This is a genomic window from Streptomyces longisporus, from assembly GCF_039532765.1.
Lineage (GTDB): Bacteria > Actinomycetota > Actinomycetes > Streptomycetales > Streptomycetaceae > Streptomyces > Streptomyces longisporus.
Map to the genome: position 1 here is coordinate 1 of NZ_BAAASG010000031.1, position 14,153 is coordinate 14,153.

The following is a 14,153-nucleotide window of genomic DNA, read 5'->3' on the forward strand; positions in this document are numbered from 1 at the left end:
ACCGCGCTGACCGGGCTGGCGGTGTCCTCCTGGGGCTGGGCGGCCGGGGCGGGGGTCTGGGCCGGGGTGGAGCTGTCGGAGGGGGCCGGGGTGCGCGGAGCGGGCGAGGGGGACGGTTCGGTGCTGGCGCTGGCCGAGGGCGCGGGGGTGGAGATGGGTGGTGTCTGCTGTTCCTGGTCGTGGCCAGTGTCCTGGTCACCGGTGCTGGGCGCTGCGTGGTGCCCTTCGGGTTCAGCCGGCTTGTCCTGGCCGGTCATGGGCGGGGTGGGCGCCTTCGCGTGCTCACCGGTATCCGGCAGGTCGAGCTGCTGGCCGGGGATGATCAGGTCTGGGTCTTCGAAGTGGCGGCCGCCGGGCATGGCTTCGCCCTTGTTGGCCTTGTAGATCTCATGCCAGGCGGTGGGATCGCCGTACTCGTGGCCGGCGATCGACCAGAGGCTGTCGCCCGGGGCGACGGTGACTTCCTCGTGCTGGGGTGCGTGTCGGGCGCTGGACGTGTCAGTGCCCGAGGCTTTCGCTGCGCCGTCGGCGGCGGCCGAAGTGGCCTTGTGCGCAGGGGCCTTGGCGGTGTCGACGTCGGAGGCGGGGGCGGCCGTGGCGGTGCTGGGGGCGGCGGCCGGAGTGGTGGGGCGGGCGTCGAGGGGCAGCTTGATGATCGCATTGGTGGGCAGGTACTGATCGCCGGAGGCCAGCTCGGGGATGTCCGGGTTGAGGGCGGCGATGTCACGCCACCGTTGCCCGTTGCCGAGGTACTCCTCGGCCAGGTCCCACGGGGTTTCAGTGGCTGAACTGACCTTGTGGGTGGGGAAGTCGGTGTTCGACGTCGCCGTGCTGCTCGGCGCGGCGGTGGCGTTCGTATGGGATCCGCTGACGGTCTGGGTGACCGCGACGGCGGGCGTGGTGGTCGCGGCCGAGGCGGCGGTCGGGGCGAGCAGGACGATGCCGCCGACCAGGAAGCTGGCCAGGGACTGCATGCTGCCCAGGCCGCGGATGCGGGGTGCGGAGCGGCGGCGGGCGACGGCAACGACTTCGACCACGACACTGAAAGCGAACGCGGCCCAGGCGATCCAGCCGATGCAGGTGAGCGCGACCAGCCACAGGGTGCCGTCATCCTGCTCGAGCAGCAGGTTGAGCCCGCCGGATAGTTCGGTGGGCTGGTGGCCGAGGGTGAGCAGCGCGAGGGGGACACCGCCGACCAGGGCCAGCAGGAAGATGAGGCCGGTGAGGGCACGCAGCAGCGCGCCGGCGGCGCGCAGCGGCTTTGGGGTGCGGTGGGCCATGTCGGCTCAGCCTCCAGCGGCTTGGGTCTGCAGGTGGGCGGTCGCTGTGCCGTCCACGTTGATCGTGCCCACACCCAGCAGAGTTGCAAAGTGCGTGGTGTAGGTGTCGTGGACCGTGACCGTCAGGGTCTGTCCACCGTCGGTGATCTGCACGTCGCCTTGGACGCCTGCGGCGGCGAGGTAGTCCACGGCGGCCGCACGCGCGGCTTCGGGGTCGATGGTGATGGCGGTGCCTTCGATCGCCTGGGCGGGATCGAGTTGCTGTCCGGCGGTGCGGGCGGCTTCCTGCGCGAGGGAGGTGGCCCGGTTGGACGCATTGAGTGCGCCGCCGCCGTCGACGAGCAATCCCATGACCATGAGGATGGCGAGCGCCGACATCGCCAGGAAGAGGGACATGGAGCCCTGATCGGGCCGGGTGGCAACAGCATCGCGGCGGCGGCTGAGCCAGCTTCGCACGGCGTGGATCACTGGCGCCCCCGGTAGGTGTCTATGGGGCTGGTGAAGGTGGCTGTGAGGGTCTTGGCCCCGGGCAGTCCCGGCAGTCCGATGTCGGACAGTCGTGCGGTGCACGAGACCGTGGCGGAGACGGTGGCTGCCTGGCCGACGTCGAGGGAGTAGCCGGAGGTGTCAACGGTGACGTCCGTGGACTGGCAGGTGACGCCGTCGCCGCTGAGGCTGTCGTCGGCGGCCGCGCGGGCCTGGGTCTGGGCACTGGTGGCGTCGCGCTCGAGGGAGGCGGCGCGGGCCGCGGCGTGGGCGGCGGCGTCGACGGCTCCGTCGGCGTCGGTGACACGGCCGAAGGCGACCATGAGGCCGAGCAGGGCGATGATGGCGGGGGCGATCACTGCCACTTCGACGGAGGCGCTTCCCCGGTCACCGCCTCGGCGGAGTGCGGAGGTGCGGAGGCGGATCATGGGGTGGTCCAGCGTTCGATGGGGCCGCGGGCGTCCTGGGTGACCTCGAATTCCAGGCCTGGAACGAGGGTGGCGACGTGGCCGGTGACCGTGATGTGGATTTCCTGGGCGGTGCTGCCGGCCGAGGAGACGGCGGCGCCGCGGACGCTGCCGCCGAATCGGTCGAGAAATTTCTGTGCCTGGGCGACGCCGTCCCCGGGGGTGGAGCCGAACTGTCGCCCGGTGTCGACGCCTTGCCGTGCTGCGGACTGGGCGACCTTACGCGCGTGGTAGAAGAGGCCGACCTGGATGATCGTGAAGACGAGCATCAGCACAACGACGGCCAGAACGGCGACCTCGACGCTGCCGGCGCCGCGGTCTGCGCGCAGCCTGGCGACTCGAGACCGCCAACGGCCGCTGCACGTGAGCGCCTTCACTGCTTCCCCTCCCTGGTGTCTAGTCGGTGTGGTCATCACCCGCCGTTGATGATGCCGATCTTCTCCAGCACCTTCGTTCTGATGGCGGCGACCACGAGTCCGGCCACCAGGATCAGGACGGCTGCCATGACGGCGAGTTCGGTGGTCGACTGGCCAGCGTCGCCGGCGTTCTTCAACTGCTCCCAGCGGGCTCGCAGCAGCGTCGTGAGGTAGGTGAGGTCCATCGTGTTCTTCCTTTGTTTCAGCTGCCGAGAATGGTGATCGTCAGGGGGATCATCACGAATGTGATCATGAGGATGACCCCGAACGTGACCGGCAGGATCATGGCGGCACTGGCTTCGTTGGCCTTGGCCTTCTGATCGGACAGCAGCGCGATCCGCAGCTGCCGTGCCTGGGCCTGCAGAGTGGTGTAGACAGCGGCGCCGTCCCCGGCCAGGGCGAGGGTTTCGGCGGGGCGGGTGAGTTCGGGGATGTCGAGTTCTTCGCCGAGCTGCTTCAGGGCGTCCCACGGGGTGACGCCGGCGAGGTCAGCCTGGTGGAAGACCTGCCGCATGCGTTCGAAGATGAAGTTCTCGCCGACCCGGGCGGTGTCGGTCAGAGCCTGGGCGGCGCCCGAGTTGGCGACCCGGGCCAGGGCGACGCGCTCGAGGTAGGAGGCGGCAGCGTGCCGGACGATCAGCCGGGCCTCGGCGGCCTCCTTGGCGACCTCGCGGCCGGGCCACATCCAGAACAGGGCAGCCAGCCCGAGGGACAGGCCGGCCGGGACGACGTAGGGGAAGGCGACGCCGCCGAGGGCGAGGACCGCTTGGAACAGGAGCGGGACGATGAGGCCGTAGAGCGCGAACAGCGTTCTTTTGCCGAGGTGTTCGGCCGGACTGATGCGCAGCAGGTTCAGGTCACGCAGCGGCAGGGCGATGCGGTCCCCGACGTCGGCAAGGATGCGGTTGCCCACCCGCTCGGGCAGGGATCCGGTGGGTGCGAGCGCGCCGGTGGGCAGAGCGGTGGGCACCTTGCTGGCGTCCAGCCGGTCCAGGGCGCTGGTCAGGTCAGGGCGGGCGGGCCAGGCGGCGCGCACGCCGAGGCCGATGAGAACGCCGGCCGCGGCCGCGGGCGCGATGATGTTGAGGGGAATCATCGTGCGTGCTCCTTCCGCCCGGTTGCGGCGGCCGCCGGAGTCCAGGGCTGCGCCGTGGTGTCCGCGGTGCCGTACGCGGAGCTAAGGACGATGTCCCGAGTGCGATGCTTGTCGATCTCGATCAGACGCGGGTCGGGGGTGGTGCGGGCGATGCGCCGCAGCATCATCAGCGTGTACGCGAAGCCGCCGCCGAGGAGGGCGAGGACGACCTGCCCGGGCGGGCTCTGGTACCAGGCCGACCAGGCCTGGTTGAGCATGCAGCCGAGGACGACAATGAGCACGACGACGGAGACCATGCGGGCAGACTTGCGGACCTTGGCCCGGTCGGCCTCGACGTCGCGGGCGTCCGCGGCCTGCTGATGGATGGTGACAGCCATGGCCTCGAGCGCGTCGGCGAGGCCCGGTCCCTTGTACACGGCGTGCGACTGCATCAGCAGCACCACGTGGTCGAAGACGCCGTCAGACATCTCGTCGGCGAACAGGTCGAACGCGTCATGTGCCTCCATGCCGGAGCGCAAGCGCTCGGACAAGGCCCGGACGTTCGCGGCGATCGGCGCGGGCGCGTTCTTCGCCGACGAGCGGATCGTGGCCGGTAGGCCAATGCCCGCGGTGTGCACGCCAGCGAGGTGGTTGAGCCACTGGCCGAGGGCCTCGAGGCGCTCGATCCTTGCCTGTCCGCTCGTGCCGGGGTTGAGGACGAACGGCAGGCCGAGCACGGCGGCTCCGGCGAGCAGGCCGTGCACGGGCCAGCCCGTGTAGGCCCACACCGCGAGGGTCACGATGCCGGCGGTGGTGACCAGATAGCGCCATCGGGCCTGCCACTTCGCCGGCAGTTCGGCCCGGGCACGCTGGATCCGGTTGGCGACCTGGCGGCGCGGCTTGAGCGGGTCGGGCACCCGGCCGCGGATCTCGCGCACCAGCGTGATGAGGGCAGCCACCGCGAGAGCGGTGGACAGGGCGGCGATCAGGGCCAGTTCGGAGATGGTCACCGCGCCTCCCCGGTGCCTGGCAACGAGGTGTGGATGGTCGGCGTCATGAGGTGGGGCCCTTTCGCTGCAGGGGCCCGCCCCACGCACCGAGCGGATTGTCGGTCAGCCAGGAACGGTGGAAGGAGGGGGCGCCCTCGAGGTCGGGGAAACGGGACTTGTTTTCCAGTTCGCCGATGAAGGAGGGCATGTTCTTGAACACAGCGCGCGGCTCGCGCGGGCCGGCCGGGCCGAAGACTTCGGTGGTGGTGGGTCGGCCGCCTTCGCCGACCACGTCGTGGATCTCGTAGACGTGACTGACGTAGCGGTGTTTGCGGCCGCCGTACTTCACATCGTCCCAGTCGTAGGCGATGTAGACGACGACGTCGACGCTGGCGGCGATGAGGTGGTGGGCCGCCTCGGTGGCCATGCCGGCCTCCGTGCACAGCTGGACCAGGCGGCTGATGATGGCGTGCGGTCGGCGCACGTGCATGGTGCACATCGATCCGGATCCGCCGGCGGACATGGCCTGGAGCATCGGCACGATCTCGGTGCTGCGGACCTCACCGACGACGACGCGGGTGGCGTTGTACCGAAGCGCGGTCGCGAACATGTCGGCGATGGTGACCTCGCCGGCCTTCTTGTCGCCGAGGATCTCGCCGTTGGACTGCCGGGCTTCGAACGCGTAGGTGACAGGGCCCGGCTTGCCGGAGGCGGCCGGCTCGTCGAGGTACAGCTCGCGGTCGGATTCCAGGGTGACGAGACGTTCGTCCTCGGGGATTTCCCGGCCGAGTGCGCGCAGCAGCGAGGTCTTGCCGGCGCCCATGTCGCCGACCACCAGCAGGTTCATCCGGGCCTGGACACACGCGCGCAGGAAGTACTGCAGGATCGGGTTGAGGGTGCCCCACTCGCGTAGTTCGTCCAGCCCGGTGTCGCGCAGCCGGTGCTTTCGGATGACGACCGAGGGACGGCTGGTGAGCATCGAGGCGGTCACGCGGGAGCCGTCGGGCATGCGGAAGCCCACCATGGGGGTGGACTGGGTCAGGCCGCGTTCGCCGTGTCCGGACAGGCGGGCCATCCGGTTGACCCAGGAGATGAGCTCCTCGTGGGAGTCGGCGACCCGGTCGATGGTGCGGCGAGGGCGGTCGAGGTATTCGACGTGGGCGCGCAGGCCGTCGACCATGACGTCTTCGACGCCGTCTTCGTCGAGCAGGGACTGCAGGCGTCCGCCGCGGTACATGGCGTTGAACACCGCGGTGCCGATGGCCTGTTCCTGTGCCTCGGAGAGGGGCACGTTGCCTTGCGCGTACTTGGCGGCCCAGTCCGCGACGGCGGTGGTGACCAGGGAGCGTGCGAGGGCTCGACGGTCGGCTTCTTCCATGAGCCGCTGCGGGTCGCGGGCAGTGAGCTGCTTGGAGACGTCGGCCTGCAACGTCTCGATGACCTCCCAGCCGACCGGCAGCTCGCCGGGCAGGTCGGCCAGGCGGGGCACTGCCGCCGGGTCGGTCCGCGCGGGTGGGACCGCGGGCGGGGCAGCGGCCGGTGGTGCGGACGGCATGGGAGGGGAGGGGCGGTGTTGGGTGAGGTGCCCGGTGAGCAGGCCGGCGATGGCGTCGCGGCCCATGGGGGGCAGGCTTCCGTTGACTCCGGGGCGGTGATGCGTGTCAGCCATGCGTGGCCGCTCCCCCTTCGCGGTGCTGGTGGTTCAGCCGCTGCAGAATCCCAGCCAGCTGGGGGGCGGCGGGAACGCGCTGTTGCTGGATCTGGCGGCGGTTGGCCAAGGCCTCGAGCTGCTCGGCCGCCGTGCGGGCGTAGCGCAGCAGCGGGCTGCGGCCGTATCCGCGGGGCGGGCGCCCGCCGTCGGTGAGGTAGTGGGCGGTGTCGAGGTCGTGCGGCAGGGCGGCCAGGACCGGCGTCTGCAGGGCCTCGCCGACCTGGTGGGCTCGGTACGCACCGTCTTCGATCAAGAGCAGGCCCAGTGCGTCGCCACCGGAGCCGTGTTCCTGCAGCGCCGTGCGCAGCGGCGCAATGACGTGCCGGGCCAAGGCGAGGGACTGGTCGGTGCCCCGTACGACGAGCAGGACCAGGTCGGCTCGGTACAGCAGCGGCGCCGGGGTGAGGGTGGGGTGGAGGTGCCCGGCTTCCAGGGCGAGGCGGCCGGCGTCGATGAAAACGTCGTGCCCGGCCTGCTGTGCCATCACCTGCAGCACGTCGGCGAGTGCGGGCCAGGTGCGGGTCAGGGCGGCGGCCTGGGCCGGGTCGGTCAGGCCAGGCAGCAGTTGGCGGTGTCCGGACGGATCGAGGGGCCACAGGTGGGCGGCGAAGGCGTGGGCGAGGGCCTCGGGTCCGGTCCGCTCGGCGCGGGCCAGGTGGTAGAGGCCGAAGCCCGCGTTGGCCTGGCCTGCCAGCAGTCCGGCCCGGATGGTGCCGCCGGCTGGGTCGCACTCAGCGAGCAGGGAGGGCCGCTTGGAGGCCAGCGTGAGTGCCAGCGCGGCGGCGGTGACGCCGCAGGACTTTGCTGAGACGAGGGCGGTGACGGGCATGGCTAGTTGCTCCGTGGTTCCCGTACCAGGGCGATGCGGCCCTGGGATGCACGGCTGGCCAGCGTCGGTCCGTCGCTCGTGGCAACGGCGAGGTTGACGACGACCGCCCCGGAGGCGTCCGGCCGGGACACGGAGACGACGACTGCCTCGATCGAAGAGGCGGCGCCGTTATCGTTCGACGTCGAGGTGCTGCCCTGGGCAGGGGTGGTGACGGCGAGGACCTTGTCGCCGGGCGACAGGGTGCCGGAGGGGGCCTGACCGCGCTTAACCAGGACGCCGACTTGTTGCTTGTCATCGCCCAGGCCGGTTCCCGCGGTCAGTTGCGAGGCGAGCAGGAGCCCGCCCTTCCGCAGGTCGACGGCCGTGCGCTTACCCACTACCGCCGTCTTGTCGGTGGCAGGCAGCGGCGAGAGCGCCGCGTCGGCGGAGACCTCGGCGACCGTGATGTCTGCGGCCGTCAGGGCTTGGCCGGCCGGGACATCGCGGGCGACTGCCAGCACCTTCGTACGGTCGCTGGCAGAGTTGACGGCCCAGACCGCAGCCAGGGCGCAGACCACGGCGAGCACGATGCACAGCGCGGCCACAGACCACCGGCGTTCCCGTTTGACGGGTGCCGTGGTGGTGATCGGCAGCTCGGAGCGGTCCGAGCCGGTCGGGCGTGGCATGGCCGGCGCAGGGGATTCCATGACGGGCGGGGACCTTTCGGGGTGGTGTCTCGTGCGTGCGGCGCGGTGTCAGTTGAGGACCTGCACCTCGCGGACATTGACCGCGAAGTTGCTCTGGCGTACCTCGTTGAACTGTCCGTTTTCGGCCGGGCCGGCGGTCACCTGCCAGTTGACGGTCCACGTGGCAGTCGCGGTGCCGTGGAACTTGCCGCCGTTAGCCTGGGTGGACGCGTCCTGGTAGACGTAGCCGCAGTCCGGCGACTTCGCCTTGCCCATCGAGGACTGGTATTTGGTGCCTGGCCCGTTGCACACCACAGGATCGTTGCCGTCGCCCATGGCCCAGCTGATCGATGACACCTTCGCGGTGGCGGTGACCGTCACTCCGGCCAGGGTCGCGGACGCCGTGTTCGGCCCGAAGGTGGTGGGGCTCTGGTCGACCCACATCCACATCGGCATGCCCACCACGTACCGGCCGTCTGCTCGCGGACTGGCGATGTCCGGGCCCGTCAGCAGCATCTTGTCGACGGCCTCCCGCGCCAGCTGCTCCGGATCAACGTTGACCGCGGGAGCACCCGCCGCCCAGAAGACCTGGGGGACTATCTGTGCACCGGTGGCCGCGGCGAGGGTGTCGCTGAGGCACACCCGGACGTAGATCGCTCCGTTGCCCGGTTTGTGGCCGTCCCAGACTGGGTCGCTGGCGGGCGGCTGGGGGTCGAGCTTCTGCACTGTGCACGTCTGCGGTGCCGGTTTTCCCTTCTTGCCGGAACCCGTGGAGGAATTGCCGCCCTGCTGTGGGGAGCCGCTTGATGTTCCGGGCTCTTGCCGGCAGACCGTGACGAACTTGCTCGTGCCCTGGCAGTCGCCGCCGATGACGGGGTCGTCGCCTGCGGAGGCGGGACCGGCGGTCGCGCTCACCGCGGCGACGGCCATCAGCACAGCGAGCGGAAGCCGTCTCAGCATGTGCGGTCCCCCTCCGGAGTCACCTTTGTGATCAACCACTGCTTCCCCCACTTCTCTGCCGTCGCGGTGGTGATGTAGCGCAAGGGCTGATTCGAGGGAAACGGCTGTACCTGGCCCGACTTCTTCTTGACGGTCTTCCAGTTCGAAATGTCCAGGCAGTCCTGCACCGTGGCCGTGGGGGTCTTACCGGAGGCCGACAGCGCAGTGACCTCTGCTCGGTGCTTGGGGGCGCCCGTCGTTGCGGTGCCGGCCTTCTTCATCACGAGTACGTCGCCCAACACGCCGCCGAGCGCGTCTTTCGTGGCGTACTTCTTCAGGTCCGTGCCCTTGGTGTCGCCCTGCGCATAGGCCTTGACCTGCTCGGCCCAGAAGGCGTCATAGACGTTCAGGACAGCCTGCTTCTCCGCTGCCTGCGGGTCCGTCGAAGCGGTCGCAGTGGACTCCGACGAAGCGGGGGCCGAGGTCTTCGTGGAAGCCTTGCTGTCGCCGCTGGAGGAGCTGCACCCGGCGAGAGTGAGCGCGGCGGCAAACACGAGGGACGCCGCGCCGAGATTTCGGAAGCGAACAGTGGAACGTGGAATGCGATGTGCGCGGCGGTTCACTTTGCCTCCCCGTGCGGCGTGCCGGGTGCGGACTGTCGGCGATGTGGTGTCCGCCCTCGGAGCGCCGAATGAAACCTGGTCGAGCTGCGCCAATGCGCCTTCTGTAGTCGCCAGGTTACGCATATGCCAGCCAACATCCCAATAGCTAAAGGAAGATGCCGGGCGCATCTCGGGACGTATCCGGTCACACCCGTACGCCGAAGTCGATAAGTTGCTCTATGCAGGCGCGACTTTCCCGAAGTGTCGGATTCCGAGTGAGCGTGGTCTCTATCCGGCTTTACACCTTCACAGGCGGTGTCGCGCCAGGTGTGACCGGGGCTGCCATGCGACCGCCAATCCCTCTTCCCCAAACTGATGTTCTCGTCAGGAGAAGAGGAACCCTCGCGCGGCTAGGCACTCTGCTCCGTGCCCGAACCAGTGCGACGGCGGCTCTCTGAGGTGGGAAGCCGTCTCGATCGGCGCCGGGAGTCCTCAGCCCACTCATGTCTCGGAGTTGGGACGGCGTAGCCGCTGAGCCCAATCGTGTGGGCAGGCGGCTGCAGTGGGCTCAACCGGTGCCGCGAGTGTTGAGGTGCTGCTCAGTGAACCTGCGGTGGAAGGTCTCCTGGGCGGCGTCCTCATCCAAGTGGACTACGGTCACGCCTGCGTGCCGGTGAGCTGATCATGATGGTTGCAGAGTGCAGCCAGAACGCGAGCCAGGCGCCGAGACAGGGCGAACTGTCCGGCCGGAGAGCGCTGTTCAGGCAGGTCGAGTTTGCGGCGCCCTTCGCGGGCGCCAGCCATGGCGAGGCAGGCCCGTAGTTCCTCGCCCTGCGGCTGAACGTGCACGAGTGCCTCGACCTCGTCGATCATCAGCGCGAGGTGCCCCCGGAGCTGGCCGAGCAGGATGTCCATCTCGTCGGCTGGCGCGGGCGCGGGCAGGGCGAGTGCCCGGGCAGCCGTGGCGCGCATCGTCTCCAGGTCGGCTGGCGCCCCTTCAGTGGCTGGCACCCGGACGGCAGTTTGCATGGGTCGGCGCTCCTCGACAGCGTTGGCCACACCCCGGAGCCGGTTGCACGGCTGCCGGGGTCTTGTCGTTCCTGAGGAAACCGGAAGTGTCCTGTTGATGATCAGGACAGATTCAGGGCAGTTACCCACCACGGACCGGACAGTTTTACCCGAGACGGAACGATGACAGGACTACCGTCGGGGAACGTACGCGCACGACGGAGGGGCGGCCGTGGTCAGACAGCGGAACACCACGTTCGAGGCGCTGCTGACCGAGTTCGGCTACACCCACACCGAGTTAGCCGAACTGGTCAACCGCACCGCCGAGGATGCGTTCGGCAAGCCAACCCAGTGCACCGACCGGCACGTGCGCCGCTGGATCGCCGGCGAGGTGCAATGGCCGTGGGCCCGCTACCTTCTGCCCCTGCAGGAAATCTTCGGCCGCAGCCCGGAGGCCATGGGCTTCGTCCCGCGTAAGACCTCGCGCGTACCGGCCCCACCGCGGCGGCGGCCGGCACCCGTGAAGGAGCCTCGCCCGGTGCGACGACGGGAGTTCATCGCGGTCGGTCTCGCCGCAGCCCTCGGCCTCGACGCCATCCCCTCGGCCGGCCGCCTCGGCAGCGGTGACGTCGAACGTGTCCGGGCGATCGTCCCGGCCCTGTACAACTACGACCACGCCCTCGGCGGGGGCGCCCTCCACGAGGTCGCCGCCCAGGCGCTCCACCAGGTGCACCACGCCCTGAACCACTGCACCTACGGGGAGCGGATCGAGCGCGCTCTGTACGCGGCGGTTGGGGATCTCGCCGCATCGGCGGGCTGGTTCGCCTACGACGCCGGACGGCAGCAGGCGGCGACCGGCCTGTACAACGAGGCCCTGCAAGCCGGGATGCTCGCCGGGGACGGCATGCTGCAGGCCCGCGTCTGGTCGAATCTCGCGATGCAGGCCCGCCTGTTGGACCGCGACCAGGAGGCGCTCAGGATCGGGAGGGCGGCCGTCGAGACCCGGCAGGCCAAGGCGGATCCGTGGCTGATGGCGCTCCTGCACTGCCGACAAGCTGTAGGCCACGCCCGCATCGGGGACCGGGTACGGGCCGAACGGTCTCTCGCGCGCGCTGAGACGGCGTACGAGCGCGGCCGGGGCGAGCCTGCGGCGTGGCTGTCGTTCCTCACCCCCGCTGAGATCACCGGCCTTGCCGGGGCCGCACACCAAGCCCTTGGGAAGTACGGGCGAGCACAGCAGCTCACGGCAGACGCCCTGGACATGCTGGATCCGCGCTTCGAGCGGAACCGCGTCTACTACAGGCTGCAGCGGGCGCAGGCCCTCCTCGATGGCGGGGACGTCGAGCATGCCGCCGCCGAGGCGGGGGACGCGGTCACCATGGCCGCACGGGTGCGCAGCGAGCGGGTACGGGACCGGATCACCGGGCTACGGCAGCAGATGCGCCACCACGCGCACGTACCGGCGGCGCGGGACTTCTTGGAGCAGACCAGAGGGACAGGAGCGTAGGACGGTGGACGGGCTACGGCTGGAACGCAGGGATGCGGCAGGACTCGCCGAGATCCGCCCGCAGCTGCTGGAGGTGTACGCGGAGATCTACGCGGCCCGGCTCGGGGAGGAGTTCCACAGCGTGGCCCGCTTCGACGAGCGGCTCGGCTGGAATACCGAGGTCCCCGGCTTCGCCGCCGTGGTCGGCTACCTCGACGAGACTCCGGCCGGGTACGCCTACGGGTGCACGCTGCAGCCCACGACGCGCTGGTGGAACGGCCTGCGGACCGACGTGGCGGACGGGGCGACCACGGAGACCGGGACGCGCACGTTCGCCCTATCGGAGCTGATGGTCGTGGAGAAGGCCCGCGGCACGGGTGCTGCACGGGCGATCCACGACGAGCTGCTGCGAGGTCGGCAGGAAGAGCGGGCGACGCTGCTCGTCGAGCATGACCATCTGAAGGTGCGGGCCCTGTACGAGGCGTGGGGCTACGAGTGGTTCGGCGAGGTCCTACCGTTCCCCGACTCGCCCCAGTACGACGCGATGATCCTGCGACTTCAGATTTCACGAGGGGGCTCGGCCGGGGCATGCTGACGCCCGGACAGTCGTCTCGGACCTGCGCGCCATCGAACTGCTCGTCTAGCTCGTTCGCGACGGCGCCTAGCGAGCACCGGTAGTCGAAGTGCCGCAAAAACAACGGTAGTTGGCATTCCCCGCAGGGCGTAGGGGCAGATCGGGGCATGACACGTGAGGGCAGAACGACTGGGGGAGAGGTTTCGTATGGCAGCTGGGCGGCGGCGCAAGGTGGGTGCGGTACGGCAGATCGGCGGACGGATCGCTCCCGAGCACCGCAATGGTGTCATGAGCCAGGTCGTCGCCTCGCGGTTTCCGTGTCCGGTGTGCGGCTCGGGCAAGCTGCGCGTCACCACGAGCGGCCAGGAGTGCGAGGTGTGCCGCCAGACGCGGGAGCAGCGGCGCCGACGGCGCACCGTGCTCAGGCGCACAGCCCTAGGGCGGACCGTGTCTTGGCTGGTCAGGGAGCGCAGCCGGGAAGCGGGCCTGATGCTCTCGCGCTATACCGTCTGGCAGTCTCTCGGCCCCGACCCACTGCCGCAGGGACGCAAAGCGCTGGACCGACTGCGTGTCCACCTGGATGCGGTGCACGTCTTGGATACGGAGCTCAAGCGCCGCTACGCCGCAGGAGCCTCGGCCAGCCCGGTGGGGATCACCGAGCGGCAGGCGGCCGCGTTCCGTCGGCGTCTATTCGCCGACCTGACGGCCGGGCGCCGCACTGTCGATCAGCTGATGCAGCCCAACGACCGTCTGGGCGATCAGCAGGCGCTGCTGGATGCCACCCATGCCTTCGCGGTCTTCAGCGCCCAGTACGGGCACCGCATCGCCGCGGCCGCGTTCGAACACGCGCGAGTGCCGGTGAGCCTGTCCTGGCAAGCGGCCGTCGACCACCTGCCCGCGCTGGTGGAAGCCGTGGCAGCGGCCGCACCGTCCGCGTCGCCCGACCATTTGGAAGAGATCACCGGCCTCGACCGCGAAGCCGAAGCCGCCGCTGCCCGCTCGCGCGAATAGCAGCCTCACCAGGGAACCGCCTGATCATCTACGTTCCGCGATACCCATTCCGCAGGCGGAGAGAGCGGCATACGCTGCATGGATGGCGAAGGAGTCTCGTGAAGCCAAACGGGCCCGGAAGGCCGCGGCAAAGGCAGCGGCACGCACCCGTGCAGCCCGCATCACGGCTGGCGAAATCCCCGAATACCTGCGGCAGCCGAGCGCGGTCGTCCGCCAGCCCCCTCCGGCCAAACCGCGGCACAAGGTGGTCCAGGCCTTGCCCGAGCCGCCCACGAAGGCGCTCATCCCTCCGACGGACACGGAACTCCGGCCGCGAGATCGGGAGCAGTACGCGGACAACGCGCCGCCGGTCTGGGTGAGAGGAGAGCATCATGCCGAAGATGACTAGCGGCCCGGCCCGGTCATGGCACCCGGGGATGACTACAGCCTCCAAAGAGGACATCAAGCACATGCGGCCGAAGCAGCGAAACAAGTACCGCCGTCTCGGCTTCACCTGGGCAGAGATCAAGAAGATCGATCGCGCCATCGGCCGCGGAGAGACCACCCTTAGTGCCTAATTGGGTTTCAACAGCTCAGGCCGGTGGCCGTAGCCGGAGTGGGTTGTTCGATTGTGGG

The 14,153-nt window shown here is 69.8% G+C and carries 17 protein-coding genes; 4 read left to right on the forward strand and 13 right to left on the reverse strand.

The genetic code is table 11. The features are described 5' to 3' along the window. The 13 genes from ABD355_RS43345 to ABD355_RS43405 all read right to left on the reverse strand — a co-directional run. Window positions 1-1,280 (reverse strand): LysM peptidoglycan-binding domain-containing protein (locus ABD355_RS43345; protein WP_344406863.1); only part of this gene is annotated, 1,280 nt, incomplete at its 3' end. Window positions 1,281-1,286: 6 nt separating this feature from the next. Further along, entirely contained in the window at window positions 1,287-1,676 is a 390-nt protein-coding gene (locus ABD355_RS43350) for a pilus assembly protein TadG-related protein (RefSeq protein ID WP_344406864.1), read from the reverse strand. A 68-nt stretch (window positions 1,677-1,744) separates the two neighbouring features. Beyond that, window positions 1,745-2,194: a TadE family protein gene (locus ABD355_RS43355; protein WP_344406866.1), complete on the reverse strand. Its 450-nt coding sequence runs from the start codon at window positions 2,192-2,194 to the stop codon at window positions 1,745-1,747. Continuing rightward, window positions 2,191-2,610 (reverse strand): TadE/TadG family type IV pilus assembly protein, encoded by a 420-nt coding sequence (locus ABD355_RS43360; protein ID WP_344406867.1) that lies wholly within the window; start codon window positions 2,608-2,610, stop codon window positions 2,191-2,193. Before ABD355_RS43360 ends, ABD355_RS43355 begins: the two co-directional genes overlap by 4 nt. 35 nt (window positions 2,611-2,645) lie before the next feature. Further along, a complete protein-coding gene (locus ABD355_RS43365; protein ID WP_344406869.1) occupies window positions 2,646-2,834 on the reverse strand; it encodes a hypothetical protein in 189 nt (62 codons plus the stop codon). Window positions 2,835-2,851: 17 nt separating this feature from the next. Then, window positions 2,852-3,745 carry a type II secretion system F family protein gene (locus tag ABD355_RS43370; RefSeq protein WP_344406870.1) on the reverse strand — a complete coding sequence of 298 codons (894 nt, stop codon included), beginning with the start codon at window positions 3,743-3,745 and terminating at the stop codon, window positions 2,852-2,854. Continuing rightward, window positions 3,742-4,734: a type II secretion system F family protein gene (locus tag ABD355_RS43375; RefSeq protein WP_344406871.1), complete on the reverse strand. Its 993-nt coding sequence runs from the start codon at window positions 4,732-4,734 to the stop codon at window positions 3,742-3,744. Before ABD355_RS43375 ends, ABD355_RS43370 begins: the two co-directional genes overlap by 4 nt. Before the next feature lie 43 nt (window positions 4,735-4,777). Next, entirely contained in the window at window positions 4,778-6,382 is a 1,605-nt protein-coding gene (locus ABD355_RS43380; RefSeq protein WP_344406872.1) for a TadA family conjugal transfer-associated ATPase, read from the reverse strand. After that, the gene (locus ABD355_RS43385) at window positions 6,375-7,253 is read right to left on the reverse strand and encodes a CpaE/TadZ family protein (RefSeq protein ID WP_344406873.1); all 879 of its coding nucleotides are present in this window, start codon (window positions 7,251-7,253) and stop codon (window positions 6,375-6,377) included. Before ABD355_RS43385 ends, ABD355_RS43380 begins: the two co-directional genes overlap by 8 nt. Before the next feature lie 2 nt (window positions 7,254-7,255). Beyond that, a complete protein-coding gene (locus ABD355_RS43390) occupies window positions 7,256-7,939 on the reverse strand; it encodes an SAF domain-containing protein (RefSeq protein WP_344406875.1) in 684 nt (227 codons plus the stop codon). Window positions 7,940-7,987: 48 nt separating this feature from the next. Then, window positions 7,988-8,878: an ATP/GTP-binding protein gene (locus ABD355_RS43395; protein WP_344406877.1), complete on the reverse strand. Its 891-nt coding sequence runs from the start codon at window positions 8,876-8,878 to the stop codon at window positions 7,988-7,990. Further along, on the reverse strand, window positions 8,872-9,480 hold the full coding sequence (locus tag ABD355_RS43400; RefSeq protein ID WP_344406879.1) for a hypothetical protein: 609 nt from the start codon (window positions 9,478-9,480) through the stop codon (window positions 8,872-8,874). The genes ABD355_RS43395 and ABD355_RS43400 overlap by 7 nt, the downstream gene beginning before the upstream one ends. Window positions 9,481-10,116: 636 nt before the next feature. After that, on the reverse strand, window positions 10,117-10,488 hold the full coding sequence (locus ABD355_RS43405; protein WP_344406880.1) for a DUF6415 family natural product biosynthesis protein: 372 nt from the start codon (window positions 10,486-10,488) through the stop codon (window positions 10,117-10,119). A gap of 211 nt (window positions 10,489-10,699) precedes the next feature. Between ABD355_RS43405 and ABD355_RS43410 the strand changes: the two genes are divergently transcribed. From ABD355_RS43410 to ABD355_RS43425, 4 genes are all read left to right on the forward strand, one after another. Next, complete coding sequence (locus tag ABD355_RS43410) at window positions 10,700-11,974, forward strand: NsdA family TPR-like regulatory protein (RefSeq protein WP_344406881.1); 1,275 nt, start codon at window positions 10,700-10,702, stop codon at window positions 11,972-11,974. Between the two features lie 4 nt (window positions 11,975-11,978). Then, window positions 11,979-12,548: a GNAT family N-acetyltransferase gene (locus ABD355_RS43415; RefSeq protein ID WP_344406882.1), complete on the forward strand. Its 570-nt coding sequence runs from the start codon at window positions 11,979-11,981 to the stop codon at window positions 12,546-12,548. Window positions 12,549-12,815: 267 nt separating this feature from the next. Then, on the forward strand, window positions 12,816-13,538 hold the full coding sequence (locus tag ABD355_RS43420; protein ID WP_344406884.1) for a hypothetical protein: 723 nt from the start codon (window positions 12,816-12,818) through the stop codon (window positions 13,536-13,538). 371 nt (window positions 13,539-13,909) lie between these two features. Beyond that, window positions 13,910-14,095: a hypothetical protein gene (locus ABD355_RS43425; RefSeq protein ID WP_344406885.1), complete on the forward strand. Its 186-nt coding sequence runs from the start codon at window positions 13,910-13,912 to the stop codon at window positions 14,093-14,095. Window positions 14,096-14,153: the final 58 nt, after the last annotated feature.

Bases quoted from the DNA above. Each gene is read 5' to 3' on its own strand.
- ABD355_RS43350 (WP_344406864.1), bottom strand. From the start codon at position 1,676: ATGTCCCTCTTCCTGGCGATGTCGGCGCTCGCCATCCTCATGGTCATG.
- ABD355_RS43355 (WP_344406866.1), bottom strand. From the start codon at position 2,194: ATGATCCGCCTCCGCACCTCCGCACTCCGCCGAGGCGGTGACCGGGGA.
- ABD355_RS43365 (WP_344406869.1), bottom strand. From the start codon at position 2,834: ATGGACCTCACCTACCTCACGACGCTGCTGCGAGCCCGCTGGGAGCAG.
- ABD355_RS43370 (WP_344406870.1), bottom strand. From the start codon at position 3,745: ATGATTCCCCTCAACATCATCGCGCCCGCGGCCGCGGCCGGCGTTCTC.
- ABD355_RS43380 (WP_344406872.1), bottom strand. From the start codon at position 6,382: ATGGCTGACACGCATCACCGCCCCGGAGTCAACGGAAGCCTGCCCCCC.
- ABD355_RS43385 (WP_344406873.1), bottom strand. From the start codon at position 7,253: ATGCCCGTCACCGCCCTCGTCTCAGCAAAGTCCTGCGGCGTCACCGCC.
- ABD355_RS43390 (WP_344406875.1), bottom strand. From the start codon at position 7,939: ATGGAATCCCCTGCGCCGGCCATGCCACGCCCGACCGGCTCGGACCGC.
- ABD355_RS43395 (WP_344406877.1), bottom strand. From the start codon at position 8,878: ATGCTGAGACGGCTTCCGCTCGCTGTGCTGATGGCCGTCGCCGCGGTG.
- ABD355_RS43405 (WP_344406880.1), bottom strand. From the start codon at position 10,488: ATGCAAACTGCCGTCCGGGTGCCAGCCACTGAAGGGGCGCCAGCCGAC.
- ABD355_RS43420 (WP_344406884.1), top strand. From the start codon at position 12,816: ATGAGCCAGGTCGTCGCCTCGCGGTTTCCGTGTCCGGTGTGCGGCTCG.
- ABD355_RS43425 (WP_344406885.1), top strand. From the start codon at position 13,910: ATGCCGAAGATGACTAGCGGCCCGGCCCGGTCATGGCACCCGGGGATG.